Here is a 25,904-nt window from a genome sequence, read left to right as displayed (position 1 = left end):
GAACACGACCCGCCGGCTTTCGGCAAGGGAAGCTGGCCTGATGGCTGGAGATCGCCCGCACGCCCGGGTTGGCCAGCGCATACGCGGCAAGGTCTAGATGCGCGCCTGCCTTTGCCCCTACGTTGGTGACTTGTCGACCCGCCATACGGTGGCCAACAGCAGCGAGGGCCGGAAGGCTACGCTGGAGGAGCGTTTGCGCGACATCGAGGCGGAACTCGGCAGCGGGCTTTATGCCCGGCTGCAGGAAGAAAATGCCTTGGACCTCGATCTCTACCGGCATGCCTCGCGGCTGTTCGGCGACGGGCCCGCTGCGTCAGCGGATTCGTTTCTTGCCGTCCGGTAGCTGCCGCGGCGGCGGCGCGCCCGGATGGCCGGCCTCGCGGACCGAAAAGGATGCCTTGCGGTAAGTCGCCGAGCCCTCGCTCTTCGGAGCGGGGCGTTCGCCGCCGTAGATGTCATGCAGGTCGGCGACGGAAACGGGGCGTTGCTTGTGCGGCATAGGGCGCTCCTTGCAGCGGTAACGGAAAGGCCGCACGCATGCGGAAGGCGGGCACCCATCCGGCAGGCGGCCCGTGAAGGCATCGTTCTGGACGATGCGCCTGTGCGCGTTAGAAACAAGTAATCCATCCACACCGCTGGCCCAGGACGAGGGAAATCGCGCCAGGCCGGCGACTGGCTGAGTCAGTCGCTGTACGCGAGGCTGGGATACCAATCGGTGCCGCGTCCCTCGGGCGTGCAGTCGAACACGGTCCACAGCGGCATCAGGTCGGGCGCGCCGCGGGGATCCTGGCCGGGGTCGGCCGATTCGAAGCCCATCTCGCCGCTCCAGAAGTGGCGGATGATGCCGTCTCGCCGGGTGAACACGTTGATGGCCGCCTGGTCGCCGTCGCCGCCGTCGGCGGTCATGCCGAAGTAGTCGCGGCTGTAGGCGCCGTCGACGTCCGAATAGAGCTTGAGGTGGCGCCAGCCGCGTTCGCGCTTGAAGGCCGCGAGCCGCTCGATCGGCGAACGCGCCACCACCGCCAGCGCGATGCGCTGTGCCATGTCGCGCGCTTCGCCGTCCCATGCACCGAGCAGCGAGGTGCACATGGGGCAGGGACGCTCGCGCTGCGGGCCGAACATGTAGCTGTAGACCACGAGAGTCTGCTTGTCCCCGAACAGGCCGGCGAAACCGGTCGGCGCGCTCTCGCCCTCGAAACGGTAGTTGCCAGTGACCGCGCCGCCCGGAGGCAGTGCGCGGCGGAGTTCCGCCACGCGCTCGATGTGCCGGCGAAGTTCGATTTCTTCCGCCAGCAGTGCCTGGCGGGCCTGGCGGTAGGCGGCGCTTTCGTTGGGAAAGCGCAGGTGGTTGCGGGCGGCCAGTTCGGCGGCGGGCACGAGGTCTTTTGTCATGGGGGTCTCCATGGGGTCAGTCGCGATCGGGCGCGCCGAGCGGGAAATAGCCGCGATAGGGCCGGGCTTCGTCGACCGCGCGTGCGAACGAGGGCCGCGCCAGCAGGCGGGCGCGATACGCATGCAGGGTGGTCAGTGACGGGTCGATCGGATGGGTCCAGTCGGCGTAGAACAGGAAGGGCGCGGCGGCGCAGTCGGCCAGGCTGAAGTCTTCGCCGGCGGCCCATTCGCGTCCGGCCAGGTGCCGGTCCAGCCAGGCGTAGGCGGTCTCCAGCGCGGTCCTGGCCTCCGCCACGCCGTAATCGTCGCGGCTGTCCGCCGGACGCAGGCTGTCGAGCACCACCTTCTGTTGCGGCGTCGACACGTAGTTGTCGAACACGCGATCGAGCATGCGCACCTCCAGCGCCGTCGCGGAATCGGCGGGGATAAGCCGCACCGGGCCGGGATGGTGGAGATCCAGGTATTCGACGATGCAGCTCGCCTCCAGGATCGTGCGGTCCTGGTCGACCAGGACCGGAAAGCGCCGCATCGGCCACAGCGCGGCCAGTTCCTCGCGGGCTTCCGGTTCTTCCAGTGAGCGGTACTCGAAGGCGGTGCCGTTTTCGTAGAGGGCGACGAGCGCCTTCTGCGAATAGGAGGAAAACGGGTGGGCGTAAAGGCGGGGAAGGTTCGGCGGCATGGTGCGCTCCAGTGGTCTGCATCCACGACGAACCACCGGGAGCGGAATCGACAATGCCCCCGCTGGCAGGCCGGACGTCGCAGGACTACCATCACCTGTGGAGGGCAACGATCCCCCGGAGGTCCTCATGAAACCGTTCTGCGCGTTCCTTCTGTTGGGCACGCTGGCCGCCGGGCAAGGCGCGTTGGCGACCTCGATGTCGATCAACCAGTTCACGCCCAAGGTCCTGCCCGTGCTCGTGCAGGTGGACAGCCACGGCAAGGTCACCCAGGTATCGCCCTCGGTCGAACTGGCGCCGCGCTATGACCGCCTGCTGCGCCAGACACTGGACGAGATGATCACCAAGCCGGCGAACGACCACGGGCGTCCGGTGGCGAGCCAGTTCGTGATCAACCTCGGCCTGCAGACGATGGCGCGGCCCGACGGCAATTTCGACGCGAAGTTCGTGTACGTCTCCACTTCGCCCGTGCCGCCGGGATCCTGGTATTGGGTGCATGTGGATGGCCACCGGTTGGCACTGAGGAGCCAGGGCGCCGATTCGACGCGGCAGCGCTTCTTCCGGCAGCCGCCCGGCTACTACTGGCCGACCCCGTCGCAGCGTTACGACCCGCCGGTCCAGAACAGCGCAAGCAAGCCCGCCAGCCGACCGCCGTCGCATCCGCCGGGTCATCGCTGAGCCCGGCAACCCCTTCCCGGGGCATCGGAGTCGACGGTGAAACCCTGCCGTCGACCACGTCCGTACCTGGCGGTGCCGCCATTCCGCCGGGGTGATGGCCCGTCTGGATGCAGCGAAGACGGGCGTTGTCCTACATTGGCGCGACCCGCCCCATGGACGCCCCCCATGCTGGACCAGCCCCGCCTCGTCGGCCGCAGCAGTTCACACTTCACCCGGCTCGCGCGGATGTTCGCCGAGGAGCTGGACATTGCCTATGCGTTTGCTCCCGTGTACGACCTGGCTTCGCGCGACCCGGCCGATTACGCCGGCAACCCGGCGCTGAAGCTGCCGGTCCTGGTGCTGCGGGAAGGGCCGGTGTTCGGCACCGAGAACATCTGCCGCACGCTCGCCGAGCGAGCGGGCGAGCCGCGACGCATCCTCTGGACCGAACACCTGCCCGACCTGCGTGCGCGCAACGCCCAGGAGCTGGTCTGGCACGGCATGGGCGCGCAGGTGCAGCTGGTGTTCGGCATGCAGGTGGCGCGACTGCCGGCGGAAAGCGTGTATTTCGCCAAGGCCACCGACGGTTTCCGCGACGCGCTGGCGTGGCTGGATGCAAACCTGGAATCGGTGCTGCAAGCGCTCCCGCCGCGCGATCTGAGCCTGCTCGAAACATCCCTGTTCTGCCTGCTCGAACACCTGGCTTTCCGCGACACGCTGCCGCTCGCTCCGTATGGCCACCTGTCCGCCTTCGCCGCGGCCTGGCGCGAGCGGCCAGCCGCGCAGCGCACGGCCTACGCCTTCGACGTGGCGACCTCCGGCTGAAGGCGCTCGGGCTTTGCCTGCTGACATGATGCTGTCAGCAGGCTCATCCCATGCTGCGGGGCACCTTCCCCGGAGTCGCCCGTGTCTGCCTCACGCCTGACCCTCTACGCCACCCGCGCCGGCTTCGGCCTGCCCGATACCAGCCCGTTCGTGCTCAAGACCGAGGTCCAGCTGCAGATGGCTGGAGTGGCCTACGAGCGCGCTTCCGCGATTCCGCCGCAGGCGCCAAGGGGCAAGTTGCCCTACATCGACGATCGCGGCGTGGTGGTGGCCGACTCGACCTTCATCCGCGCGCACATCGAGCGCACTTACGGCATCGACCTCGACGCGGGCCTGGACCCATCGCAGCGCGCGCAGGCCTGGGCCATCGAACGCATGCTCGAAGACCACCTGTATTTCGCCATGGTGTGGTTTCGCTGGCTGGAACCGGCGAACTTCGCCAAGGGGCCGGCCCACTTCGCCGATACGGCACCGGAGGGCCAGCGCGAGCAATTGCGGCGCGACCTGCAGGCGCGCAAGCAGGCTGAGCTGCACGCGCAGGGCTTGGGCCGGCACGAACCCGAGGGCATCGCCGAGCTGGGCACGCGCTCGATCGACGCACTCGCCACCCTCCTGGACGACAAGCCCTGGCTGATGGGCGATGCACCCAGCGGCGTCGATGCCACCGCCTTCGGCATGCTGGCCTGCGTGCTCACGCCGTTCTTCGACACCCCGTTGAGGCGCGCCGCGGAGGCGCACGCCAACCTGGCCGCCTATGTCGCCCGCATGATGCGGCGCCATTACCCCGGGCATCCGTGGCCGGAATGAGCATGCGTGCGCGGGTCGGTCCCGGTCAGCGCTGATCGCGAACCCGCGCCGGATTGCCGACGACCGTGGCGCCATCGGGGACGTCGCGGGTAACCACGCTGCCGGCACCGACCAGTGCATCGTCGCCGACGGTGACGCCGGGCAGGATGAGCGCGCCGGCACCGATCCAGACGTTGCTGCCGATCCGCACCGGCCGCCCGAATTCCAGGCCGGTGGAGCGTTTGGCCGGATCGCGCGGATGGTCGGCGGCGAGGATCTGCACGCCCGGGCCGATCTGCGTCCGCTCGCCGATGTGCACCGCCACCACATCCAGGATCATGCAGTTGAAATTGAGGAAGGCGCCGGCGCCCAGGTGGATGTTGAAGCCGTAGTCGCAGTGGAAGGGCGGACGGATCACCGCGCCTTCGCCGACCGCGGCGAGGCGTTCTTCCAGCAGGGTGTGCCAGCGTACCGGGCCCTCCGCCAGGGCGGCGTTGTAGCGCGCCAGCCAGCGATGGTTCTCGGCCAGTTCCGCCTGCAGCTCGGGTGCGCTGGCGTCGTAGAGGTCGCCCGCCAGCATCTTTTCCTTTTCGCTGCGCACGCCTGTGGTCAGTCCTTCAGTGCGCCTTCCTTCGGGTCGGTCGCGGCGTAGACCGAATCCGGATACTCGGCGTCATGCGGGTGCCTCAGGGCTTGGCGCACGGCCTGCGGCAGGTGGTCGACATCCAGGATCACTTTGCCTTCGTGCACGTCGCGGATGGCATCGGCCGGCAGCGTGAAGTCGCCGCCGTTCTGGATGTTGACGACCAGCTCCCTGCTGCTGGCATGCACCTCGCGCACGGCGCCCACGCCCAGTTCGCCATCGGCGACGAACACCATGAAGCCCGGTTCGATCGGTTCTTGCATGAGGTTGACCTCGCTGTGGGACGGCCCAGTGTCGCGCCCGGCCCGTGCGGGCCGGGTGATGGTCAGGGCATCACCTCGCGGACCCGCAGCGACGCCAGCGCGCGCGCGTCCGGCACGCCGATGCCGTTGGGGTCGCCCCGCACATAGTGGGTTACGTGCGGCACCGGGTCGGCGAGGGTCGGGCCGAGCTGGCGGGCCAGCTCGCCGCGGAAGGCGTGCATCGCGGGAAGATCCAGGTGTTCGATCAGCGACCAGCAGTCGAGCGTGCCGGTATCGGTCGGCTTGGCCTTGTGCAGCAGGGCATAGCAGCCGGTGCGGCGGGGCGTCCATGCCAGCGATTCGTAGAGCGCACGAAGCGCACTTTCGCCAAGGTCGGCGGCCGCGGCGCGCGACATGTCCTGGCTCAGCACGGTGACGTGGAACTCGGACTTGCGCCGCAAGCGCACGCCATCGATCTCGCACATGTCGCCAAGGGACGTAGCCATCCGACCGGCCGGCAGCGGCAGCACGAATGCGCGTTCCGGCGAAAAGCCGGGCCAGGGAATCGCGGGGAGACGGGTCTCGTCCATGCGGCGCATGCTCGGGCGGCGGGCGTCGATGATGGGCGAACGCAACGCCTCCTGTCGCGTGCGCCCGACCGGGGACCGAAGCTGGCGGCATCCTGTACGCTCAGCGCATTTCACGTTGCCCGCCAGGAACCATGGACCCGAACACCTCCGCGCACATCGGCATCATCGGACTGGGTTACGTCGGCCTGCCGCTGGCGGTGGAATTCGGGCGCCATTTCGACACGCTGGGCTACGACATCGATGCCGCGCGCGTGGCCGAATTGCGTGGTGGCAGCGACCACACGCTGGAGACCTCGCCCGAACAGTTGCGCGCCGCCACCCGGTTGTCGTTCACCGACCGCGCGGGCGACCTGGCGCGCTGCAACGTCTACATCGTCACCGTGCCCACGCCGATCGACGAGGCGCAGCGGCCGGATCTGAAGCCGCTGGAGGCGGCCTGCCGCATGCTCGGACCGCAGCTCAAGCGCGGCGACCTGGTGGTGTTCGAGTCGACCGTCTATCCGGGCACCACCGAGGAAGTCTGCGTGCCGCTGCTGGCGGAAGGTTCGGGCCTGGCCTTCAACGTCGACTTCTTCTGCGGCTACAGCCCCGAGCGCATCAACCCCGGCGACCACGCGCGGCGCGTGACCGACATCGTCAAGCTGACTTCCGGTTCCACGCCGGAAGCGGCCGAGCGGGTCGATGCGCTGTACCGCACGATCATCCGCGCCGGCACGCACAAGACGTCCTCGATCCGTGTGGCGGAGTCGGCCAAGGTGATCGAGAACGTGCAGCGCGACGTCAACATCGCGCTGGTCAACGAGCTGGCGCTGATCTTCCACCGGCTGGGCATCGATACCGAGGAAGTGCTCACCGCGGCCGGCACCAAGTGGAACTTCCTGCCGTTCCGGCCCGGCCTGGTCGGCGGCCACTGCATCGGCGTGGACCCGTACTACCTTACCCACAAGGCCGAGGTCACCGGCTACCACCCGGAGCTGATCCTGGCCGCTCGGCGGATCAACAGCCGCATGGGCAGCGTCGTGGCCGACCGCGTGATCCGCCTGATGAGCGAGCGGCGCCTGCACATCGTCGACGCGCGCGTACTGGTGCTGGGCTTCGCCTTCAAGGAGAACTGCCCGGACTTGCGCAACACGCGGGTGATCGACATCGTGCGGGAACTGGAGTCCTCCGCCGCAAAGGTGGACGTGTACGACCCTTGGGTGGATGCGTCCGAGGCCGAGCGCGCCTACCGCGTGCGGCTGGTGGACCAGCCCGGCGAGGGTTACGACGCGATCATCGTGGCGGTGGCGCACCGGCAGTTCCAGGAGATGGGCGCCGAACGCATCCGCGCGCTGGGCAAGCCAGGCGCGGTGATCTACGACGTGAAGTCCGTTCTGCCGCAAGAAGCCGTCGACGGGCGCTTGTAGGGCGCGCTGAAGCCCATCCTGCGAGCGACGCGGTTGACCTCAACCCGCGTAATCCGTACCATTTTGGTCTGGATTTGACGAGGCTCCCCCCATGCTTCGCGTCAGCCGCCTGACCGACTACGCCGCGGTGGTGATGACCTGCATCGCCGCCCACCCGCACGACGTGCTCAGCACCGCGCAGATCGCCGATGAAACGCGGCTGGAAGGGCCGACCGTGAGCAAGCTCCTGAAATCGCTCGGTCACGCCGGCCTGGTCGAGTCGTTCCGCGGCGTCAACGGGGGCTATCGCCTGTCGCGCCCGGCGCGCGAGATCAGCCTGGCGCAGATCGTCGAGGCGATGGAGGGGCCGATCGGCATGACCGAATGCAGCGTCGAAGGGCAGTGCGATCGCGAATCGCAGTGCGGCGTGCGCGGCAGCTGGCGGCGCATCAGCAGCGTGCTGGACAACGCGCTGCGCGCGGTCAGCCTGGCCGACATGCTGCAACCGCCGCGCCCGGCGGTCGCCACCGTGGCGCTGAGCGAACTGAAGGGCAGGACCCACGCGTGACCGAGAACACTGACAACACCGTCTTGCGCGACAACGCCGAGGTCGCCGAAGCGCTAGGCCGCAACTACGCGGCCGGCTTCGTCACCGAGATCGAGAGCGACAGCCTGCCGCCGGGGCTCGACGAAGGCACCATCCGCCAGCTCTCCGCGATCAAGCGCGAGCCGGAGTGGATGACCGAGTGGCGCCTGGCCGCGTTCCGCCACTGGCAGACCATGCCCACGCCCGACTGGGCCAAGCTCAAGATCGACCCGATCGACTACCAGGCGATCAGCTACTACTCCGCACCCAAGGCCGGCCCCAAGTCGCTGGACGAGGTCGACCCGGCGCTGCTGGAAACCTACGAGAAGCTGGGCGTGCCGCTGCACGAGCGCGCCGCGCTGGCCGGCGTGGCGGTCGATGCAGTGTTCGACTCGGTGTCGGTCGGCACCACGTTCCGCAAGAAGCTCGCCGAGGCCGGCGTGATCTTCTGCTCGATGAGCGAGGCGATCCGCGAGCATCCGGAGCTGATGCAGAAGTACCTGGGCAGCGTGGTGCCGCAGGGCGACAACTACTTCGCCGCGCTCAACTCGGCGGTGTTCTCCGATGGCAGCTTCGTGTTCGTGCCCGAGGGCGTGCGCTGCCCTATGGAGCTGTCCACCTACTTCCGCATCAACGCGCAGAACACCGGCCAGTTCGAGCGCACGCTGATCGTCTGCGAGGACCGCGCGCACGTTTCCTACCTGGAAGGCTGCACCGCACCCCGGCGCGACGAGAACCAGCTGCACGCCGCGGTGGTGGAGCTGGTCGCGCTGGAAGGCGCCACCATCAAGTACTCGACCGTGCAGAACTGGTACCCCGGCGACGAGAACGGCGTCGGCGGCATCTACAACTTCGTGACCAAGCGCGGTGACTGCCGCGGCGCGGACAGCAAGATCAGCTGGACGCAGGTCGAGACCGGTTCGGCGGTGACGTGGAAGTACCCGTCCGTGGTGCTGCGCGGCGACCGCTCCGTCGGCGAGTTCTACTCGGTGGCGCTGACGCACCATTTCCAGCAGGCCGACACCGGCACCAAGATGATCCACATCGGCCGCGACACGAAGTCAAAGATCGTCTCCAAGGGCATCTCCGCCGGACGCAGTTCCAACAGCTACCGCGGGCTGGTCAAGGTGGAGAAGGGCGCCGAGCGCGCGCGCAACTACACCCAGTGCGACTCCCTGTTGATCGGCAAGAAGTGCGGCGCGCACACCTTCCCCTACATGGAAGTGAAGAACCCCACCGCGATCGTCGAACACGAGGCGACCACCTCGAAGATTTCCGACGACCAGCTCTTCTACTGCCGTTCGCGCGGCATCGGCGAGGAAGACGCCGTATCGATGATCGTCGACGGGTTCTGCAAGCAGGTCTTCCGGGAGCTGCCGATGGAGTTCGCGGTCGAGGCCAAGAAGCTGCTGGAAGTCTCGCTGGAAGGCGCGGTCGGATGAACACCGCTGCCACGAGCTCGCACCCGGGCGGAACCGACCTGCGAGCCCTGCTCGCCGGACTGAATCCACGCCTGCATCCGATGCCGCGCCGCTTCCTGTTCGTGTCGCACGACAAGGCGTTCGGGCGCATGCACGAGGCGCTGATGATGTTCCGCGAGGATGAGGGCGTCACGCTGATCGTCGACCACGACCTGGAAGGCCCCGAGCTGGTCGCCGACCGGTTGCTGTGGGCGCAGATCACGCTGGGCGTGGAATCGAGCCTCGACGCGGTCGGCATGATGGCTGCCGTGTCCGCCGCGCTGGCCGCGCGCGACATTTCCTGCAACCCGGTTTCTGCGTTCCTGCACGACCACGTGTTCGTGCCCTGGAACCGTCGCGAGGACGCGCTCGACGCGCTCGCGCACCTCTCTGCCTGATGGACACGACCATGCTCAAGATCGTCAACCTGCACGCCCGCGTCGAGGGCAAGGACATCCTCAAGGGCCTCTCGCTCGAAGTGAAGCCGGGCGAGGTGCACGCCATCATGGGGCCCAACGGCGCCGGCAAGTCTACGCTGGGCAACGTGCTGTCCGGCCGCGAGGGCTACGAGGTCACCGAAGGCACGGTGCTGTTCGAGGGCCGCAACCTGCTGGAGCTGGAGCCGGAGGAGCGCGCCGCCGCCGGCGTGTTCCTGGCGTTCCAGTATCCGGTCGAGATCCCGGGCGTGAACAACACCTATTTCCTGCGCGCGGCCTTCAACGCGCAGCGCAAGGCGCGCGGCGAAGCCGAGCTGGACTCGATGCAGTTCCTCAAGCTGGTGCGCGAGAAGCTCAAGATCATGCAGCTCTCGCCGGACCTGCTGAACCGCGCCGTGAACGAAGGTTTCTCCGGTGGCGAGAAGAAGCGCAACGAGATCTTCCAGATGGCGCTGCTGGAGCCGAAGCTCGCGATCCTGGACGAGACCGACTCGGGCCTGGACATCGACGCACTCAAGCAGGTGGCCGAGGGCGTCAACGCGCTGCGCTCGCCGGAGCGCTCCTTCATCGTGGTGACGCATTACCAGCGATTGCTCGACTACATCGTGCCGGACTTCGTGCACGTGCTGGCCGGCGGGCGCATCGTCGAGAGCGGCGACCGCAGCCTGGCGCTCAAGCTCGAAGAACACGGCTACGCCTGGGTCGCCGAGCACGGCGAACCGGCCGGGGCGTCGGCATGAACCAGCCGGCCCGTACGCCGTTCGTCGCCGCGCTGGCCGACGCGCCGCTGCCGGCCAGCGGCATTGCCTGGCTGGACCAGGCGCGTCGCGAGAACCTCGAGTCCTTTGCGGATGCCGGCCTGCCGGACACGCGCGTGGAAGCGTGGAAATACACCGCGCTGCGCGCGCTGGCGCAGCGCAGCTTCGCCGCCGGCGACGCGCAGGCGGCCAGTCGTCCGGTCGACCCGGCCGCGATGGCGCTGCCTGGCATCGACGGACCCGTGCTGGTGTTCGTCAACGGCGCTTTCCGCGCGGACCTTTCCGCGCTCGACGCGTTGCCGGCCGGGGTGAGCATGCAGCCGCTGTCGCGCGCGCTGGCCGAGGATGCGGAGCCGCTGCGCTTCGCCCTCTCGCGGCACTTCCGCGAGCCGGGCGACGCGTTCGCGCGCCTCAACAGTGCCTTCGCCCACGATGGCGCGGTGTTGCGCGTGGCCGCCGGAACCCGGGTCGCCGCGCCGCTGCGCCTGCTGTTCGTCGGCGCCGCGGCGGACCGGGACGTTTCCTGGCACGTACGCAACCTCGTCGAGCTGGGTGAGGGCGCCGAACTCACGCTGATCGAGCAGTACCTCGATGCCGGCGAACAGGCACACCTGGGCACGCAGCTCGCCGGCTTCACCCTGCGCGCCGACGCGACTTTGCACCATGCGGTGCTTCAGCAGGCGGGCACCGGCAGCAGCCTCGTGCGCCGCAGCCATTACCGGCTGGATGCGCGCGCGCAAGCGCACCTGCACGTGCTGGAACTCGGTGGCGCGCTGGCGCGGCACGACCTGTGGGCCGAATTGGTGGGCGACGCGGCCGCTTTCCATACCCATGGCGCCTTCCTGCCCGATGGCCGCCAGCACATGGACACCCAGCTGGCGATCCACCACCGCGCGCGCGATACCGTCTCCTCCTCGACCTGGCGCGGCGTGGCCAGTGGCCGTGGGCGCGGCGTGTTCCGTGGTGCGATCCTGGTGGCGGCCGGGGCCGACGGCGCGGACGCCTCGCTGGGCAACAAGAACCTGTTGCTGTCGGCGCAGGCCGAGATCGACACCAAGCCGGAACTGGAGATCTACGCCGACGAGGTGAAGGCCGCGCACGGCGCAACCGTCGGCCAGCTGGACGAGCGCGCGCTGTTCTACCTGCGCTCGCGCGGTATTCCCGGCGCTCAGGCGCGCACGTTGTTGACGACCGCCTTCGCCCGGGCGCCGTTCGAGTCGCTGCCGCACGAGCCCCTGCGCCAGCATATCGACCAGTTGCTGCTGTCCCGACTGCCCGCCTGACGCGATCTGCCGCCTCTCCCCTCGAGGGAGAGGTTGGGCTGAGGGCGGCTGCCGGGAAACCAGGGCTCGGCAACCCAACTTTTCTTCACATCCGGCAGGCTAAAACCTCGTGATCCCTTCTTCACAAAGCGAGTCACCGATGTCCGCCACCGCCGCCCACGCACACCCGGCGCCTGCCCTCGACATCGAGCGCATCCGCTCCGATTTCCCGTTGCTCGCCCGCAGCGTGCATGGCAAGCCGCTGGTCTACCTGGACAACGCCAACACCAGCCAGAAGCCCGCGGCGGTGATCGAGGCGGTGGACGCGCACTACCGGATGCACAACGCCAACGTCTCGCGGGCCGTGCACCAGCTCGGCGAAGAAGCGACGCTGGCCTACGAAGGCGCGCGCGACAAGCTGGCCCGCTTCATCAACGCCCCCTCGCGCAATGAGCTGGTGCTGACCTCCGGTACCACCCAGGCGATCAACCTGGTGGCCTACAGCTACGCATTGCCGCAGCTCAAGCCCGGCGACACGATCCTGACCACCTTGATGGAGCACCACGCCAACATCGTGCCGTGGCAACTGGTCGCCGGGCGCAGCGGCGCTTCGGTGAAGTTCGCGCCCATCGACGAGCGCGGCGAACTGGACGTCGAGCGGTATCTGGAGATGCTCACCCCCGAGGTGAAACTCGCCTGCGTGGCGCACGTGTCCAACGTGCTCGGCACCGTGAACCCGGTGCGCGAGATCGCCCGCGAGTGCGCGCGCCGCGGCATCCCGCTGCTGGTGGACGGCTCGCAGGCGGTACCGCATCGGCCGGTCGACGTGCAGGCGCTCGGCTGCGATTTCTACGCCTTCACCGGACACAAGATGCTCGGCCCCACCGGCACCGGCGCGCTGTGGGCGAAGCGGGCGCACCTGGACGCCATGCCGCCGTTCTTCGGCGGCGGCGACATGATCCGGCAGGTACGCGTGGACGGCACCACCTTCGCCGATCCGCCGCACAAGTTCGAGGCGGGCACGCCCAACATCGCCGGGTTCGTCGGCCTGGGCGTGGCAGTGGACTACTACGGCACGCTGGACCTGGCGGCGATCCATGCGTGGGAGCAGCAACTGCTGGCCTACGCCACCGAGCGCCTGCGCGAGGTGCCAGGGGCGCGGCTGTTCGGCGAGGCAGCGGAAAAGGAGCCGGTGATCTCCTTCCTCATCGAAGGCACGCAGTCGACCGACCTGGCGACGCTGCTGGATCTGGAAGGCGTGGCCGTGCGCTCGGGCCACCACTGCGCGCATCCCCTGATGCAGCACTTCGGCGTGCCCGCGACGTTGCGTGCGTCGCTGGCGTTCTACAACACGATGGAAGAGGTCGACGTGTTCGTGGCCGCGCTGGAGAAGGTCCGCAAGCTGCTGATGTGATCCTCGGCCGTCGCAGGGTGGGCTCCAGCCCGCCGCGGTCGTCGGAGCCCATGGGCTGAAGCCCACCCTACGGGTTGGTCGGCGCCACCCGCCATATCGTATTGCCCACATCGTCGGCGACCAGCAGCGCGCCGTCGCGCGCCACCGCCACCCCGACCGGGCGTCCACGCGCGTGGCCATGCCCGTCGACGAAGCCGGTCAGCACGTCCTGCGGCGGACCGATGGGTTTGCCGTCCGCAAACGGCACGAAGATCACCCGGTACCCGCTCAGCGGCTTGCGGTTCCACGAGCCGTGCTGGCCGACGAAGGCGCCGTTGCGATACTGCGGCATCAACCCGGCGTCGTAGAACGCCAGGCCCAGCGACGCGGTGTGCGGGCCCAGTGCGTAGTCGGGCACGACGGCGCGGGCGACCAGCGCCGGATCCTGCGGCTTGACGCGCTCGTCCACGTGCGCGCCGTAGTAGCTGTACGGCCAGCCGTAGAAGGCGCCCTCGCGCACGGCGGTCATGTAGTCGGGCACCAGGTCGCTGCCCAGTTCGTCGCGTTCGTTGACGGCGACCCACAGCGCGCCGCTCTGCGGCTGCCAGGCCATGCCGACCGGGTTGCGCAAGCCGGTGGCGTACGCATGCGTGGCGCCGGTGGCCGGATCGATTTCCAGGATGCGCGCGCGGTCCCGTTCCACCGCCAGGCCGTTCTCGCCGACGTTGCTGTTCGAGCCGACGCTGACGTACAGCCGCTTGCCGCCGGGGCTGGCGACCACGTTCTTGGTCCAGTGGTGGTTGATCGGTCCGGCGGGCAGGTCGGCGATCTTGGTGCCGCTCGCCTGGATGTGCGTTTCGCCGTCGCGGTAGGGAAAGCGCAGCAGCGCGTCGGTGTCGGCCACGTACAGCGCGTCGCCGACCAGCACCATGCCGAAGGGCGAGTGCAAATGATCGAGCAGCACGCTGCGGGTTTCGGCCGCGCCATCGCCGTCGGCGTCGCGCAGCAACGTGATGCGGTCGGCGCTGGGCACGCCGGCGCCCGCGCGTTTCTGCACCCGCCGCATGAACCAGCCCTTCAATCCGCGGGCGTCCTCCGGTCGTTGGGGCGCATTGGTCTCGGCCACCAGCACATCGCCGTCGGGGAGCACGTAGAGCCAGCGCGGGTGATCGAGGTTGCTCGCGAATGCCTGCACTGCCAATCCGGGTGCGGCGACGGGGCTGGCGTTGGGCGGCCAGCCCCTGGCCGGGGCGATGTTCACCGTCGGTATCAGCGAAGGGTTGGGCGGCGGCAGCGCAGGATCGGAACCGATGCCAGCCGTCACCGGCAGGCGCGCACGTACACCGCAGGCGGTCAGCGCCAGCAGGCAGGGAAGAAGCCACAGCGTGCGGCGGATGAGCGACACGGGAACGCCTCCACGGAAGTGGCCAGTGGAACGGTTGCGGCAGCAAGCCTGCGTGAACCGCCGGCCTGTCCCAGGTCATCGACCGCGGTACGCCCGTCGTTATCATGGGCGCATGACCACGCTATCCACATTCACCTTTCGCGCGGCCACCGAAGCCGATATCCCCGCCATCGTCGCGCTGGTCGAATCGGCTTATCGGGGCGATTCGGGCCGGCGCGGCTGGACTACCGAATCGGACCTGCTCGACGGCCAGCGCACCGACGCGGCCGATGTCGCCGACGCGATGTCCCGCCCCGACAGTTGCATCCTGCTGCTGGAGCGCGACGATCGTCTGCTCGCCAGCTGCCATCTGGAGCGCAAGGGCGAGGCCGCGTACTTCGGCATGTTCGCGGTCGATCCCGCGCGGCAGGCCGGCGGCCTGGGCAAGCAGTTGCTGGGCGAGGCCGAGCGCCTCGCACGGGAGGACTGGGGTTGTCGCCTGATGGAGATGACGGTGATCGTGCAGCGCGAGGAGTTGATCGCCTGGTACGAACGCCGGGGCTATCGGCGCACCGGCAGCTACAAGCCGTTCCCTTACGGCCAGGAGCGCTTCGGCATCCCGCGCCGCGACGACCTGCGTTTCGAGCTGCTGGTGAAGGAACTGGCGGGGGTCGCCGTATGAGCCTGGCAGCGCAGGGCTGGGTGCGCGTGTGCGGGCAGGGCGGTTTGCTGCCCGGCGAATTCACCGTGGTGTTCGACGGCGACACGCCGATCGCGGTCTACAACATCGATGGCCAGCTTTACGCGATCGAGGACGTGTGCACCCACGACGGCGGCGATCTCGCCGGCGGCGAAGTATTCGGCTTCGAGGTCGAGTGCCCTCGCCACGGCGCGCGCTTCGATGTGCGTACCGGCGCCGTCACGCGTCCGCCGGCCTACGAGCCGATCGCCAGCTTTCCGGTACGCGAGGATGAAGGCGCCGTCTGGACCCGCGACGACCGCTGAAGTGTCACACGGTCTGACCCTCTCCAGAGCCGGGAGGAGCGCAGCGTAAGGGTTGGGCTCGCCAGGGCGGAGAGCCGGACAGGAAGCGTTGAAGCGAAACCCTCGCGCGGAGCCAGCTGCCCGCAACCACGACCCTCAACCCCTCCGGAGGGGAGAAGAGGCCCGCCGTCTGGACGCACCACGGGAACCCTTCTCCGAGGGACAAGGACACCCGCGTCCATGACCTTTGGCCTATGTGCCCTCACGAGCGGATGCCGCACGCTGCGCGCCTGCGGCGGCGCTTTGGGGATGGCCGCCAGCGTCTTGGATTGCGGCGGGCCGGGGGCCTGCCAGGACAGGGGGATCGTCAGATGAAACCGACCTTTACCGGGTGGCTGGGCGCGCTTGCACTGTGCAGCGCCACCGCCATGCCGGCGCTGTTGCATGCACAGGCCCAGCCCGCGGCGCCCACGCCCGCGACGAGCGTGGCGGCGCCGCCCACGCCGATCACCTTCGCGCCGGCCAACGCCTCCGCGCCGCACGTGCCCAGCGCGCCGGACGCCTGGGGCGGTCCGCGCACCGGCAACGAACCGACGCTGTCCGATCGGGTGGTGGACTACCGCATCGATGCGTCCCTCGACGCCGCCAGGCACGCGGTGAGCGGCAAGGAACAGCTGACCTGGCGCAACCGCAGCGACCGCGAAATACGTAGCATCTACGTACACCTGTACCTCAACGCCTTCCAGAGCGAGGGCAGCACCTTCTTCACCGAGCGCGAGGTGCTCACTGCGCACAGCGGTTCGCGTGGCGCGGCCAAGCTGGAGAAGGGCCAATGGGGCTGGATCGACCTCAAGCAGGTCGCCCAGAACGGCAGCGCGCTCAAGTGGACGTTCGTGCACCCGGACGGCGGCCCCAAGACCGACCAGACGGTCGCGCGCATCGACCTGGCGCAGCCCGTGCCAGCCGGCGGCACCCTGACGCTGGACATCGACTTCCTGAGCCAGCTGCCGCGCGTGGTCGAGCGCACCGGCTGGTGGGGCGACTTCAACCTGGTCGCGCAGTGGTTCCCCAAGATCGGCGTGCTGGAGCTGCCGGGCGAGCGCGGCGCGACGCAGGTGCGCTGGAACGTCCACGAGTTCCACTTCAACAGCGAGTTCTACGCCGATTTCGGCCGCTTCGACGTCACCATGACCGTGCCCAGCGACTACACCGTCGGCGCGGTGGGCGAGCAGCAGGGCGCGCCGGTCGTCGCCAACGGCAAGACCACCTACCACTACGTGCAGGGCGACGTGCACGACTTCGCCTGGGTCGCGGCCAAGGGCTACAAGGTGCTCGACGGCAGCTGGCAGGGACCGGGCAGCCCGAAGGTCGCCGTGCGCGTGCTCTATCCGCCCGAGTACGCCGCCAGCGCGCAGCCGGTGCTCAAGGCGAGCACCGATTCGCTGACGTATTTCTCCGACACGCTCGGTGCTTATCCCTACCGCACGCTCACCGCGGTGGTGCCGCCGTACAACGCGGGCGAAGCCGGCGGCATGGAGTACCCGACCTTCTTCACCGCCGAAGGCTATGACGAGGTCACGCCCGGCACCGCCACCCAGTATGCGATCGACTTCGTGACCATCCACGAGTTCGGCCACGGCTATTTCTACGGCCTGCTCGCCTCGAACGAATTCGAGGAGCCGATGCTCGACGAGGGTCTCAATGAGTACTGGGACCAGCGCATGCTGCGCGCGCGGGGCCAGGCCATCGACATCACCACCGAAGGCCTCAGGCGGCTGGGCTTCGCGCCCTCGATCAGCGGTTTCGCGATGGAACGGGCGGCGGCGGGTCTCAAGCAGCCCTATGACCCCCTCGGGGAAAACGCCTGGGACCGGCTCTCCAGCGGCAGCTACGGCACCGTCTACTCGCGCACCGCCACGGCGATGCACGACCTGGAAGAGCGCCTGGGCAAGGACGTCACCGAGCGCGCCTTCCGCGAGTACTACCGGCGCTGGCACTTCCGTCACCCGTCTGCCGCCGACCTGCGCGCAACGCTGATCGACGTGTCGGGTGACGCGAAGAACGTCAACGAGGTGTTCGACCAGTACGTCTACGGCACCGCGCACATCGACGACCGCGTGGCCAACATCGACAGCGAGGAAGTGCTGCCGCCGGCCGGCAGCACGATCGCCAATGGCAAGCGTACCGATGGGGACAGCGCTGCGCTGGACAAGCGGATCGACAAGCAGCGCGAGGACTGGAAGAAGGCCCATCCGAACGCCAAGGCCGGCACCGGGCCGTTCCCCTGGCACAGCACGGTGAGCGTGGTGCGCGAGGGTGCACCGGTCCCGCAGACCCTGCGCGTGACGTTCGCCGACGGAAGCCACCAGGACCTGCGCTGGAATGACGACCGGCGCTGGGGACGCTTCGAGTTCACCGGTCCTGGCAAGGTCGTTTCGGCCGAACTCGATCCCGAGCGGAAGATCTACCTCGACGCGAACAAGTTGAACGACAGTCGCACGGTCGAGTCCGATGGCGCCGCCTCGCGTCGCTGGAGCGCCGATTTCGCTGCCCTGGTGCAGGCCTTCTACTCCTTGCTGGTGTCGCTGTGATGATGACCTCGACCCGACGTACCGATGTGGGCGCCGTGATGCTCGCGCCCGTGGCGGCGCTGCAGTGGCGCCTGTTGTTGCTGTGGCTGCTGTTCCTGCTGCTGCCCACCGCGGTAGCCGCGCTGCCGGCATGGCGGACGCTGGCCGACCTGCTCGACCGCTCCGTGCACGCCGCCGACTGGGCGCAGCGCTTCGACGGGCTGGCCTTCGGCGACGTGATCGGCAAGCTGGGCGACAGCGGCGCCGCACTGCACGGCTCGCTGCTGTTGGCGACCGTGTTCGCGCTGCTGCTGGGCCCGTTCCTGACCGGCATGACGGTGGCCACCGGCCGCGCCGGTCGCGCGCTGGGCTTCGGCCAGCTGTTGCAGTCCGGCGTGATCGAGTACGGGCGCATGTTCCGCCTGATGCTGTGGTCGCTGCTGCCCTACGCGGTCGCCATCGGCCTGGGCGCGATGGCGATCGGCGCCGCGCACAAGTCAGGCGAGCACGCGGTGCTGCAGAGTACCGCCGACCGCTATGCGCACACCGCACTGTGGGTCCTTGGGGTGCTGTTCGTGCTGGCCCATGCCGTGGTCGAGTCGGCCCGCGCGGCGTTCATCGTCGACCCGGGCCTGCGTTCGGCGACCCGCGCGCTGGGGCGTGGCTTCATGCAGCTCTTGCGCCGGCCGCTGGGCACGCTGCTGAGCTATCTGCTGATCGGCGCCATCGGCTCGGCGATTGCGCTGGCTTGTGGCGTGGGCCGCGTGCATACCCCGGCGGTGGGCCTGGGCGGCTTCCTGCTGGCGCTGCTGTTCGCCGAACTGGCGGTGCTCGCGGTGGGCTGGATGCGCATCGCGCGATTGTTCGCGCTGGCCGCGGTGGGGCGTTCGCTGGCGCCCCGGCGTGGCGGGTTCGCGCCCGCCCTGTAGCCCTGTGGCTGGAAGCGCGGCCCCGAGCGGGGCCGCGTTTTTTTTTGGCCGGTCGCCGCCGCGCCCGGACCTACTCGTCGTCCACTTCCGGCAGCGGCACCGCCATGTGGCAGGCCAGGCCGCTTTCGCGATAGTCGATGCTGACCGCGCCGTTGCGCGCGGGATTGAGACTGCGTTCGACCAGGCGCGTGCCAAACCCCTTGCGGGCCGGCGGATGCACCGGCGGCCCGCCGTGCTCGATCCAGTCCAGATGCAGGATGCGCCGGCCGTTGGCTTCGCCGACGCGCCAATGGATGCGCACGCCGCCGCCCCGATCGCCCAGCGCGCCGTACTTGATCGCGTTGGTGGCCAGCTCGTGCAACGCCATGGCGAAGGACAACGCATTCTGCGGCGACAACCGCACGCGCGGCCCCTCGATGTCGAAGCGCTCGCTGCCCCGGAAATTGTGGGAATGCGCCATCTGCTCGACCAGGTCGCTCAGCAGCGCGCTGCGCCAGTGCTCGCGGGTGAGCACGTCGTGCGCATGCGAGAGCGAGATCAGGCGGGCGTTGAACACCTCCGCCGCGCTCTCCACCGACGGGGCGCCGTTGAACGATTGCGCGGCCAGCGACTGCACGATCGCCAGGGTGTTCTTCACGCGATGGTTGAGCTCGTTGATCATCGTGCGCTGCTGCTGTTCGGCCAGCTTGCGCTCCTGCACATCGACCATCAGTCCGGGGAAACAGGTGGGCTTGCCGTCTTCGTCGAACTCGCAGCGCCCGGATGCCTCCACCCAGAGGTAGCTTTCGTCGGGCTGGCGGATGCGGTATTGGCAACGGTATGGCACGCCGTGATCGATGCTTTCCTGGATGCGCACCTCCACCTCCGGCAGGTCCTGCGGATGGATGCGTTCGAGAAAGGTTTCGAGGGGCAGGCCTGCTGCGCCCTCCACCGGGTCCAGCGAGAAGGCGCGGGCCAGGCGGCAATCGACCACGACGCGATTGCCGGGGATGTCCCACAGCCAGGTGCCAATCGCCGCACCCGCATTGAGCGCCAGCTCGACCTGTTCGCGGGCGCGATGGTAGGCACGCTCGGCTTTCACGCGCGCGGTGGTCTCGACCACGGTGGCGAGGAAGCCACGCGGTACACCATCGGCATCGCGCACCGGGGTGTAGTCCAGGTCCATCCAGACGTCTTCGGCGTGGCCATGGCGGAACAGCACCAGCGGTTGATCGGTGTAGGAAAGCGGCTGGCCCGCGAGCGTCACCTCGAGCACGTGCTGGTTGAACTCGGCGACCTCAGGCCAGGCGGCCAACAGGTTCAGGCCGAGCAGGTACGGGTGGCGCCCGCCGGCGAACACCGCGTAGGCGTCGTTGTAGATCAGCTGCGCGTCCGGCCCCCATGCCATCACCATCGGCAGGTTGGACGACAGGACGATGTCGACCACGGTGCGCAGCGGCTGTGGCCAGGTGTCCATCGAACCCATGGCGGTGGCGCCCCAGTCGTAGGCGCGCACACGCTGGGCCATCTTCGGTTCGGCTTGCATCCGTTCGTCGTCCATGGGCCGCCATGCTTGTTGGTCTTGTTTTTCTCGACTGCGGGCACATCGATGTGGGCGATGTCGTCGCCGTGCCAGCGGGGCGCAGTCTTGTCCGGCGCCGCGCGGGGCAGGGCGATGCCGGAGCTTAATGCGGCAGCGTGTAGGCGTGCGCCGACACCGGTCGCGCCAGTCAGGTGGCGGTAGCTGGCCGTTGGCGCAGGTGCCTGTCGAGCTCGGCCAGGCGCTCGGGCGTGCCCACGTCGGTCCATGCGCCGTGATGATGTACGCCGTGCACGCGTCCGTCGGCCATGGCCGCGCGCAGCAACGGCGCGAGCTTGAATCGCGGCGGGTTGGCGTCGACGCCGGGCGTGTCGCCGATCACCCGGCGCCAGTGCTGCAGCAGTTCGCGCCGATAGACGCCGATGCCGCTGAAGGTCAGCCGTGGCGCGCCCTGGGCGTGCAGCAGGCCGTGCGCGTCGAGCAGGAAATCGCCCTCCGGGTGGTGTGCCGGGTTGTCCACCATCACCAGGTGCGCGTCGCCCTGGGGTTCGGCCGGCAGGCATGCGTAGTCGAGGTCGCTGTGGATGTCGCCGTTGACCGCGATGAAGGGCGCCTCGCCCAGCAGCGACAGCGCGTTGAGCATGCCGCCACCGGTTTCCAGCGGCGTCGGGCCTTCGTAGGCATAGCGGATGCGCAGGCCCCAGCGGCTGCCGTCGCCGAGCACGTCGGAAAATTGTTCGGCCAGGTACGAGGTGTTGATGACGACATAGTGCACGCCGGCGGCGGCGAGCTTTTCCAGATGCCAGGCGACCAGCGGCTTGCCACCAGCTTCGAGCAGGGGCTTGGCGGTGCGGTCGGTGAGCGGCCGCATGCGCTCGCCCAGGCCCGCGGCGAAGATCAGCGCGTGCCTCATGCGGAGGCCGGTGCGGTGATGTCGCGCTCGCCCACGCAGCGTTCGATCAGCGCCGCCAGGTCGGCCAGCTCGGGATAGCGACGCGCGACGGTGAGCACGTAGCCGAGCACGCGCGGCAGGTCGGCGAGGTAACCGCGCTTGCCGTCGCGGTACCAGAGCCGGCAGAAGATGCCGAGCACCTTGATGTGGCGCTGCAGGCCGATCAGGTCGAACCAGCGCTGGAAACGCTCGCGGTCGACCGTGGCGTCGAGCAGGCCCGCCTGCTGCGCGCGCTGGCGGTATTGCTCGACCCACTGCGCCACGCGGGTTTCGTCCCAGGCGATGTAGCAATCGCGCAGCAGCGAGGCCAGGTCGTAGGCGAGCGGGCCGTGCAGCGCGCCCTGGAAGTCGATGATGCCGGGGTTGCGCAGTCGCGGCAGGGCTTCCGCGCCTGCGGGCTGGTAGGGCGCGACGAAGGGCGTCAGGCAGGGCATGCGGAAGGGGCCGGAACGGCTGCTCTCCAACCGCATCAGGTTGCGGCTGTGGAAATCGCGGTGCACGAACACGCGCGGCTGCTCGGCGGCGTTGTGCAGAAGCACGGTGAAGGCCTGCTCGATCACGTCCCATTCCTCGCACGCGGGCGTGTACCCCAGGTGGCGTTGCAGGAACCACTCGGGCATCAGTTCGAGTTCGCGCTGCAGGAAGGCATGGTTGTAGGGCGGCAGGTCGGAGCCGTCGACGTTGGCCTGGATGCGCAGCAGCGCGTCCATCGCCTGGGCGTAGAGCGCGTCGGCCGTGTCCGGGTTCAGGCACGATAGGTAGTCCTGCCGGCCAAAGTCCTCGATCACCAGGAAGCCCTGCGCCAGGTCGTGCGCGAGCACCACTGGCGCGTGCAGGCCGGCGTCGCGCAGGCGCTGGCCGATGGCCAGCCAGGGCGCGGGATCTTCCAGCGCCGGCGGCGAGTCCATGACGATCCAGCTGCCCTCGCCCTGCGTACGCCAGTAGCTGCGGAAGCTGGCGTCGGACGAAGCCGGCGCCAGGGTCAGCGTGTCGTCGTGCAGCGTGGCGCGGGCCCAGGCAAGTCGGGCGGCGGCGCGGTCGGAGGGGGTCATGGGCGGGTCGGTCGCGGGCATCGCATCAGCTTAGCGAGCCGGCGCGCACGCGGTCCATCCGCTTGCGCCGACGCCGGCTGGCGGAGGTTCATCCGGTGAGACAGCCGTTTGCGATACTCGATACCTTGGGTTTTGCACCCTGCCTGACCGTATTTTCGCTGGAGCCGCGATGACCCGACGATCCGGAAGCGCCGACCTGCCGCTGCATGGCGGGCGCGTGCCGCGCTGGCTGGCGGACCGCATGACGCGGCTGGGCGCGCTGACGGCCGAGGCGATCGTGCGCGAGTACGGACGCGACGAGTTCCTGCGGCGGTTGGCGCACCCGTTCTGGTTCCAGTCCTTCGGCGCGGTGATGGGCATGGACTGGCATTCCTCCGGCATCACCACCAGCGTGATCGGCGCGCTCAAGCGTGGTCTCGCGCCGCTGTCGGGCGAGCTGGGCATCCACGTCTGCGGCGGGCGCGGCAAACACTCGCGCGCCACGCCGGGCGAGCTGGTGGCCATCGGCGAGAAGGTCGGCTTCGACGGCGCTGCGCTGGCGGGCGCGAGCCGGCTGGTGGCCAAGGTGGACAGCGCCGCGGTGCAGGACGGCTTCGACCTCTACCTGCACGGCTTCGTGGTCACCGACGACGGCCAGTGGGTCGTCGTGCAGCAGGGCATGAACGGCGAGCGCCGGCAGGCACGCCGTTACCACTGGCTGTCGGAGAACCTCAAGAGCTTCGTGGATGATCCGCACGCGGCGGTCGACGGGCCGGGGCAGGGACGCATCGTGAACCTGGCCGACCACCGCGCGCATGCCTCGCGCCTGGCGCAGATCGAACTGCTGCGGACGCTCGGTCCGGACGGCATCGCGCGCGAGATGGCGCAGATCGAGGGCAAGGCCGCACCCGTGCAGTCGCCGTCCGACGGGCCGCTGCAACTCGGCCTGCTGCCGCACCTGATGATGCCCGACCACCACGACGTGCGCGGCAGCGACGTCGTGACGCGCCGCCTGCACGGCGCGCTCGCCGCCGCGGCGGAAAACGGCCCGCGCGATTTCACCGATCTGCTGCAGGTGCCCGGCGTGGGTGCGCGCACGGTACGCGCGCTGGCGATGGTGGCCGAAGTGGTCCACGGCGCCCCGTGCCGCTTCAGCGACCCGGCGCGCTTCTCGCTGGCGCACGGCGGCAAGGACCGCCACCCGTTCCCGGTGCCCACGCGTGTCTACGACCACACCATCGGCGTGCTGAAGTCGGCGGTGGAGAACGCCAGGCTCGGCCGGGACGAACAACTGGCCGCGCTCAGGCGGCTCGACGAGCAGGCGCGTCGGCTGGAGCGGCACGCCAGGGGACCGTCGGTGGAGCAGTACATCGCCGGGGAGCGCCTTCGCTCGCACGAGTACGGCGGTCGCAGCGTGTTCGGTTGGGAGCCGCCGGCAACCGGTCCGATCGGGCAGAAGAAGGCCTCATAGCGAGGCGGAGGGCAGGCCTCCCCCGGCGCCTCCGGTACCTTTTGGCGATCGGGCCGGTGGGCTGAAGCGACTTGCGGGTCGCGGCCGACGCGCTTCAGGCGATCGGTTTGGGCGGCTCAGCCACGCGGGGCCTGCGCCAGGCAGCGCTGATAGCGCCCGTCGACGCGTTTGGCGAACCAGGCGGTGGTGAGCTTGCGGGTGATCTTGGGGCTTTCCAGTCGGATGCGCGGCAACATCTCGCGTGGCAACGGCTTGCGCGCACCGGCGTCGGCAAGTTCGAACACGCGCGTGTACAGGGCGGTGCGCACGAAATCGGGGCCTTCGCCTTCGGCCAGTGCGTCGTGGATCTCGCCCGGTTCGAGGTCCAGGCGCCTGGCAAGTGTGCGGGCGGCGCGTTCGGTGGCGCCCAGGCCACCGTCGTAGCGGATCAGGTCGCCGTCGAAGTCCAGCGCAATGCCGGTGACCTCGCTCAGCGCGTTCTGGAACGCCGCGTTGCGGCTGGCGTACCAGCCCGCGTTGTAATCGGCGAAGCGGTAGAGCATCTGCCGGTAGTCGACCGGGTAGGCGAGCAGATGGGCGATGCCGAAGTACAGGCCACCGCGGCGGCTGAATACCTCGTGGCGGATCGAGCCATCGACCGGATAGGGATAGGTGTGGTCGTCGGCGTATTCCTCGGCGAAGGCGACGCTCACCTGCATCGGGCCGCCGGTGTGCACCGGGTTGTCGTCGCCCAGCAGGCGGCGACCCAGCGGCACCATGCCGATGAAGTCCTCGTACAGGCGGCTCAGTTCGCGTTCGGTGCGCACGCTGGCCAGGCGGTCGCCGTAGCGCTTGCCGTCCGGCGACTTCAGCGCCAGCGCGGCGCGCACCAGAAACTGCGGGACGTGGTGCTGCGCGGCGCGGCGGTCGATCTCCTTGCGCGCGATGGAGCCCAGGCCCGGCACCACCGGTTCGGCGTGATAGTTCGATTCCTGCGCGGCGACGGCGAGCGCGGCGCAGAGGTTGCTGTCGGTCGGCGGGATGTCCAGCGCGGAGAACGCCGCGTACATGTCGTTGGCCCAACCCGCGCGGTCCGCGGTGTCTCCGGGCAACAGGCGCACGATCTGCGCGCGCACCTCGTCGGGTCGGCGCTGCGGCGCTTCCACGCGCGGACGCGCGCAGCCGGCGGCCAGGGCCAGCAGCGCGAGCAGGACGACGGGACGGGTGGCCGTTCGGATACGCATCCGTAATAGGGTGCCGTAGCGCTCGCCAATGGCGACTGAAGCCCGAGTCAGGGCTTCGCAGGATGGGTTTCAGCCCGCCCGGGGGGCCTGCCGCGGATTACGGTGGGCTGAGCCTACGAAGGTTACGACGACCGCCGGGCCTGGCGCCGGCGCCGCTTCCAGCGCAGCCATTGGCGTTCCAGCAGGATCAACGACCAGCGCGTGGGCCGGCGCAGGAACGGCAGGTCCTGGGCGAGCAGCAGCACACCCAACGGCAGCATCCACAGCCCGAGCAGCGGCAGGAAACTGAAAAAGCCGGCGACGATAAGCAGCAGGCCCACCGGGATGCGCACCCAGCGCGACGAGGGCGCGCGCAGCCAGCGCAGGGGCGACGCGATCCAGCGCGGCAACCGACGCTCGAAGCGATCGAGATGGCGGTTCAGTCGGTCGATGTCCTTGATCACCTGTAACTCCGGTGGAGACTGCCGGGCATTCGACTACGCGCCGGATGGAAAGGCCAGTGCGCGGGCCGCGGCCGGTTCAGCGACGGCCACGCATGAGGGTGATCATCGATGCCATGCCTGCGATCTGCACGACCAGCCCGGCGCCGGCGCCCCAGCTCGTCCTGCGAGCCGTCGACGGCGTAGCGATGCCGAGGCGGTGCACGAAGCACGCGGAACGGGAAGGCAACCCACCGGCGCACGCCGCCGTTGCTCAGTCGCGGCCCAGCAGGCGCCGCGCCACGAAGGTGCTCGCGCAACCGGAACGC

General features: G+C 69.2%; 28 protein-coding genes. 16 read left to right on the top strand and 12 right to left on the bottom strand.

Features of this window, described 5'->3' with window-relative positions; all coding sequences use genetic code 11:
• Positions 1 to 97 precede the first annotated feature (97 nt).
• A complete protein-coding gene (locus LQ772_RS11280) occupies positions 98 to 343 on the top strand; it encodes a hypothetical protein (RefSeq protein ID WP_231320909.1) in 246 nt (81 codons plus the stop codon).
• Here the strand turns inward: LQ772_RS11280 and LQ772_RS11275 are convergent.
• From LQ772_RS11275 to LQ772_RS11265, 3 genes are all read right to left on the bottom strand, one after another.
• A complete protein-coding gene (locus LQ772_RS11275) occupies positions 314 to 499 on the bottom strand; it encodes a hypothetical protein (protein WP_231320907.1) in 186 nt (61 codons plus the stop codon). The two genes, LQ772_RS11280 and LQ772_RS11275, sit on opposite strands and share 30 nt — an antisense overlap.
• Positions 500 to 681: 182 nt before the next feature.
• A complete protein-coding gene (locus LQ772_RS11270) occupies positions 682 to 1,392 on the bottom strand; it encodes a DUF899 family protein (protein WP_231320906.1) in 711 nt (236 codons plus the stop codon).
• A 16-nt stretch (positions 1,393 to 1,408) separates the two neighbouring features.
• A complete protein-coding gene (locus LQ772_RS11265; protein ID WP_231320904.1) occupies positions 1,409 to 2,071 on the bottom strand; it encodes a glutathione S-transferase family protein in 663 nt (220 codons plus the stop codon).
• Between the two features lie 127 nt (positions 2,072 to 2,198).
• Here LQ772_RS11265 and LQ772_RS11260 point away from each other — a divergent pair, with 127 nt between their 5' ends.
• The 3 genes from LQ772_RS11260 to LQ772_RS11250 all read left to right on the top strand — a co-directional run bounded on the left by LQ772_RS11260 (position 2,199) and on the right by LQ772_RS11250 (position 4,358).
• Positions 2,199 to 2,747, top strand: a complete 549-nt coding sequence (locus tag LQ772_RS11260; protein WP_231320902.1) for a hypothetical protein — start codon at positions 2,199 to 2,201, stop codon at positions 2,745 to 2,747.
• Positions 2,748 to 2,912: 165 nt separating this feature from the next.
• Positions 2,913 to 3,551 (top strand): glutathione S-transferase family protein, encoded by a 639-nt coding sequence (locus LQ772_RS11255; protein ID WP_231320901.1) that lies wholly within the window; start codon positions 2,913 to 2,915, stop codon positions 3,549 to 3,551.
• Positions 3,552 to 3,632: 81 nt separating this feature from the next.
• Positions 3,633 to 4,358, top strand: a complete 726-nt coding sequence (locus LQ772_RS11250; protein ID WP_231320899.1) for a glutathione S-transferase family protein — start codon at positions 3,633 to 3,635, stop codon at positions 4,356 to 4,358.
• Between the two features lie 25 nt (positions 4,359 to 4,383).
• Here the strand turns inward: LQ772_RS11250 and LQ772_RS11245 are convergent, their stop codons facing one another.
• The 3 genes from LQ772_RS11245 to LQ772_RS11235 form a co-directional block, all read right to left on the bottom strand.
• On the bottom strand, positions 4,384 to 4,938 hold the full coding sequence (locus LQ772_RS11245) for a sugar O-acetyltransferase (RefSeq protein ID WP_231320897.1): 555 nt from the start codon (positions 4,936 to 4,938) through the stop codon (positions 4,384 to 4,386).
• Between the two features lie 8 nt (positions 4,939 to 4,946).
• Complete coding sequence (locus tag LQ772_RS11240; protein WP_231320895.1) at positions 4,947 to 5,243, bottom strand: hypothetical protein; 297 nt, start codon at positions 5,241 to 5,243, stop codon at positions 4,947 to 4,949.
• 62 nt (positions 5,244 to 5,305) lie between these two features.
• Entirely contained in the window at positions 5,306 to 5,812 is a 507-nt protein-coding gene (locus tag LQ772_RS11235) for a hypothetical protein (RefSeq protein WP_231320893.1), read from the bottom strand.
• Positions 5,813 to 5,943: 131 nt separating this feature from the next.
• On the opposite strand from LQ772_RS11235, the gene LQ772_RS11230 reads away from it, so the two are divergent.
• The 7 genes from LQ772_RS11230 (at position 5,944) to LQ772_RS11200 (ending at position 13,114) form a co-directional block, all read left to right on the top strand.
• Positions 5,944 to 7,218: a nucleotide sugar dehydrogenase gene (locus LQ772_RS11230; protein WP_231320891.1), complete on the top strand. Its 1,275-nt coding sequence runs from the start codon at positions 5,944 to 5,946 to the stop codon at positions 7,216 to 7,218.
• 91 nt (positions 7,219 to 7,309) lie between these two features.
• Entirely contained in the window at positions 7,310 to 7,765 is a 456-nt protein-coding gene (locus LQ772_RS11225) for an SUF system Fe-S cluster assembly regulator (RefSeq protein ID WP_231320890.1), read from the top strand.
• Between the two features lie 23 nt (positions 7,766 to 7,788).
• Positions 7,789 to 9,225 carry a Fe-S cluster assembly protein SufB gene (gene sufB, locus LQ772_RS11220; protein ID WP_231326025.1) on the top strand — a complete coding sequence of 479 codons (1,437 nt, stop codon included), beginning with the start codon at positions 7,789 to 7,791 and terminating at the stop codon, positions 9,223 to 9,225.
• Positions 9,222 to 9,641, top strand: coding sequence for an ACT domain-containing protein (locus LQ772_RS11215; protein WP_231320888.1), 420 nt, complete (start codon positions 9,222 to 9,224; stop codon positions 9,639 to 9,641). The genes sufB and LQ772_RS11215 overlap by 4 nt, the downstream gene beginning before the upstream one ends.
• 11 nt (positions 9,642 to 9,652) lie before the next feature.
• A complete protein-coding gene (gene sufC, locus LQ772_RS11210; protein ID WP_231320886.1) occupies positions 9,653 to 10,420 on the top strand; it encodes a Fe-S cluster assembly ATPase SufC in 768 nt (255 codons plus the stop codon).
• Positions 10,417 to 11,721 (top strand): Fe-S cluster assembly protein SufD, encoded by a 1,305-nt coding sequence (gene sufD / locus LQ772_RS11205; RefSeq protein WP_231320884.1) that lies wholly within the window; start codon positions 10,417 to 10,419, stop codon positions 11,719 to 11,721. Before sufC ends, sufD begins: the two co-directional genes overlap by 4 nt.
• Before the next feature lie 139 nt (positions 11,722 to 11,860).
• Complete coding sequence (locus LQ772_RS11200; protein WP_231320882.1) at positions 11,861 to 13,114, top strand: cysteine desulfurase; 1,254 nt, start codon at positions 11,861 to 11,863, stop codon at positions 13,112 to 13,114.
• 67 nt (positions 13,115 to 13,181) lie between these two features.
• On the opposite strand, the gene LQ772_RS11195 is transcribed toward LQ772_RS11200, so the two are convergent.
• Positions 13,182 to 14,498 carry a PQQ-dependent sugar dehydrogenase gene (locus LQ772_RS11195; RefSeq protein ID WP_425600788.1) on the bottom strand — a complete coding sequence of 439 codons (1,317 nt, stop codon included), beginning with the start codon at positions 14,496 to 14,498 and terminating at the stop codon, positions 13,182 to 13,184.
• Between the two features lie 112 nt (positions 14,499 to 14,610).
• On the opposite strand from LQ772_RS11195, the gene LQ772_RS11190 reads away from it, so the two are divergent.
• The 4 genes from LQ772_RS11190 (at position 14,611) to LQ772_RS11175 (ending at position 18,960) form a co-directional block, all read left to right on the top strand.
• Positions 14,611 to 15,159, top strand: coding sequence for a GNAT family N-acetyltransferase (locus LQ772_RS11190; protein ID WP_231320880.1), 549 nt, complete (start codon positions 14,611 to 14,613; stop codon positions 15,157 to 15,159).
• Positions 15,156 to 15,482 (top strand): non-heme iron oxygenase ferredoxin subunit, encoded by a 327-nt coding sequence (locus tag LQ772_RS11185; protein WP_231320878.1) that lies wholly within the window; start codon positions 15,156 to 15,158, stop codon positions 15,480 to 15,482. The genes LQ772_RS11190 and LQ772_RS11185 overlap by 4 nt, the downstream gene beginning before the upstream one ends.
• Positions 15,483 to 15,832: 350 nt before the next feature.
• Positions 15,833 to 18,052: a M1 family metallopeptidase gene (locus LQ772_RS11180; RefSeq protein WP_231320877.1), complete on the top strand. Its 2,220-nt coding sequence runs from the start codon at positions 15,833 to 15,835 to the stop codon at positions 18,050 to 18,052.
• Positions 18,052 to 18,960 carry a hypothetical protein gene (locus tag LQ772_RS11175; RefSeq protein WP_231320875.1) on the top strand — a complete coding sequence of 303 codons (909 nt, stop codon included), beginning with the start codon at positions 18,052 to 18,054 and terminating at the stop codon, positions 18,958 to 18,960. The genes LQ772_RS11180 and LQ772_RS11175 overlap by 1 nt, the downstream gene beginning before the upstream one ends.
• Positions 18,961 to 19,030: 70 nt before the next feature.
• Here LQ772_RS11175 and LQ772_RS11170 read toward each other — a convergent pair whose 3' ends face one another.
• The 3 genes from LQ772_RS11170 to LQ772_RS11160 form a co-directional block, all read right to left on the bottom strand.
• Positions 19,031 to 20,500: a sensor histidine kinase gene (locus LQ772_RS11170; RefSeq protein ID WP_231320873.1), complete on the bottom strand. Its 1,470-nt coding sequence runs from the start codon at positions 20,498 to 20,500 to the stop codon at positions 19,031 to 19,033.
• A 169-nt stretch (positions 20,501 to 20,669) separates the two neighbouring features.
• Entirely contained in the window at positions 20,670 to 21,392 is a 723-nt protein-coding gene (gene murU, locus LQ772_RS11165) for an N-acetylmuramate alpha-1-phosphate uridylyltransferase MurU (protein WP_231320872.1), read from the bottom strand.
• Positions 21,389 to 22,483 (bottom strand): aminoglycoside phosphotransferase family protein, encoded by a 1,095-nt coding sequence (locus tag LQ772_RS11160; RefSeq protein ID WP_231320870.1) that lies wholly within the window; start codon positions 22,481 to 22,483, stop codon positions 21,389 to 21,391. The genes murU and LQ772_RS11160 overlap by 4 nt, the downstream gene beginning before the upstream one ends.
• 169 nt (positions 22,484 to 22,652) lie before the next feature.
• On the opposite strand from LQ772_RS11160, the gene LQ772_RS11155 reads away from it, so the two are divergent.
• Positions 22,653 to 23,933, top strand: coding sequence for a DUF763 domain-containing protein (locus LQ772_RS11155; RefSeq protein ID WP_231320869.1), 1,281 nt, complete (start codon positions 22,653 to 22,655; stop codon positions 23,931 to 23,933).
• Positions 23,934 to 24,049: 116 nt separating this feature from the next.
• Here LQ772_RS11155 and LQ772_RS11150 read toward each other — a convergent pair whose 3' ends face one another.
• Together LQ772_RS11150 and LQ772_RS11145 are read right to left on the bottom strand one after the other, a co-directional pair.
• A complete protein-coding gene (locus tag LQ772_RS11150) occupies positions 24,050 to 25,156 on the bottom strand; it encodes a DUF1615 domain-containing protein (protein WP_231320868.1) in 1,107 nt (368 codons plus the stop codon).
• Positions 25,157 to 25,278: 122 nt separating this feature from the next.
• Positions 25,279 to 25,599 carry a hypothetical protein gene (locus LQ772_RS11145; RefSeq protein ID WP_231320867.1) on the bottom strand — a complete coding sequence of 107 codons (321 nt, stop codon included), beginning with the start codon at positions 25,597 to 25,599 and terminating at the stop codon, positions 25,279 to 25,281.
• Positions 25,600 to 25,904 lie beyond the last annotated feature (305 nt).

This window comes from Frateuria edaphi, assembly GCF_021117405.1.
Lineage (GTDB): Bacteria > Pseudomonadota > Gammaproteobacteria > Xanthomonadales > Rhodanobacteraceae > Frateuria_A > Frateuria_A edaphi.
Note: the sequence above shows the minus strand (reverse complement) of the source record. Positions and strands in the feature narration are given on the sequence as shown.

Coding starts and splice junctions, on each gene's coding strand:
- LQ772_RS11175 (WP_231320875.1), top strand. CDS start 18,052: ATGATGACCTCGACCCGACGTACCGATGTGGGCGCCGTGATGCTCGCG.
- LQ772_RS11225 (WP_231320890.1), top strand. CDS start 7,310: ATGCTTCGCGTCAGCCGCCTGACCGACTACGCCGCGGTGGTGATGACC.
- LQ772_RS11170 (WP_231320873.1), bottom strand. CDS start 20,500: ATGGACGACGAACGGATGCAAGCCGAACCGAAGATGGCCCAGCGTGTG.
- LQ772_RS11280 (WP_231320909.1), top strand. CDS start 98: ATGCGCGCCTGCCTTTGCCCCTACGTTGGTGACTTGTCGACCCGCCAT.
- LQ772_RS11180 (WP_231320877.1), top strand. CDS start 15,833: ATGAAACCGACCTTTACCGGGTGGCTGGGCGCGCTTGCACTGTGCAGC.
- sufD (WP_231320884.1), top strand. CDS start 10,417: ATGAACCAGCCGGCCCGTACGCCGTTCGTCGCCGCGCTGGCCGACGCG.
- LQ772_RS11200 (WP_231320882.1), top strand. CDS start 11,861: ATGTCCGCCACCGCCGCCCACGCACACCCGGCGCCTGCCCTCGACATC.
- murU (WP_231320872.1), bottom strand. CDS start 21,392: ATGAGGCACGCGCTGATCTTCGCCGCGGGCCTGGGCGAGCGCATGCGG.
- LQ772_RS11260 (WP_231320902.1), top strand. CDS start 2,199: ATGAAACCGTTCTGCGCGTTCCTTCTGTTGGGCACGCTGGCCGCCGGG.
- LQ772_RS11235 (WP_231320893.1), bottom strand. CDS start 5,812: ATGGACGAGACCCGTCTCCCCGCGATTCCCTGGCCCGGCTTTTCGCCG.
- LQ772_RS11150 (WP_231320868.1), bottom strand. CDS start 25,156: ATGCGTATCCGAACGGCCACCCGTCCCGTCGTCCTGCTCGCGCTGCTG.
- LQ772_RS11155 (WP_231320869.1), top strand. CDS start 22,653: ATGACCCGACGATCCGGAAGCGCCGACCTGCCGCTGCATGGCGGGCGC.
- LQ772_RS11270 (WP_231320906.1), bottom strand. CDS start 1,392: ATGACAAAAGACCTCGTGCCCGCCGCCGAACTGGCCGCCCGCAACCAC.
- LQ772_RS11190 (WP_231320880.1), top strand. CDS start 14,611: ATGACCACGCTATCCACATTCACCTTTCGCGCGGCCACCGAAGCCGAT.
- LQ772_RS11230 (WP_231320891.1), top strand. CDS start 5,944: ATGGACCCGAACACCTCCGCGCACATCGGCATCATCGGACTGGGTTAC.
- LQ772_RS11240 (WP_231320895.1), bottom strand. CDS start 5,243: ATGCAAGAACCGATCGAACCGGGCTTCATGGTGTTCGTCGCCGATGGC.
- LQ772_RS11185 (WP_231320878.1), top strand. CDS start 15,156: ATGAGCCTGGCAGCGCAGGGCTGGGTGCGCGTGTGCGGGCAGGGCGGT.
- LQ772_RS11160 (WP_231320870.1), bottom strand. CDS start 22,483: ATGACCCCCTCCGACCGCGCCGCCGCCCGACTTGCCTGGGCCCGCGCC.
- LQ772_RS11275 (WP_231320907.1), bottom strand. CDS start 499: ATGCCGCACAAGCAACGCCCCGTTTCCGTCGCCGACCTGCATGACATC.
- LQ772_RS11215 (WP_231320888.1), top strand. CDS start 9,222: ATGAACACCGCTGCCACGAGCTCGCACCCGGGCGGAACCGACCTGCGA.
- LQ772_RS11265 (WP_231320904.1), bottom strand. CDS start 2,071: ATGCCGCCGAACCTTCCCCGCCTTTACGCCCACCCGTTTTCCTCCTAT.
- LQ772_RS11255 (WP_231320901.1), top strand. CDS start 2,913: ATGCTGGACCAGCCCCGCCTCGTCGGCCGCAGCAGTTCACACTTCACC.
- sufC (WP_231320886.1), top strand. CDS start 9,653: ATGCTCAAGATCGTCAACCTGCACGCCCGCGTCGAGGGCAAGGACATC.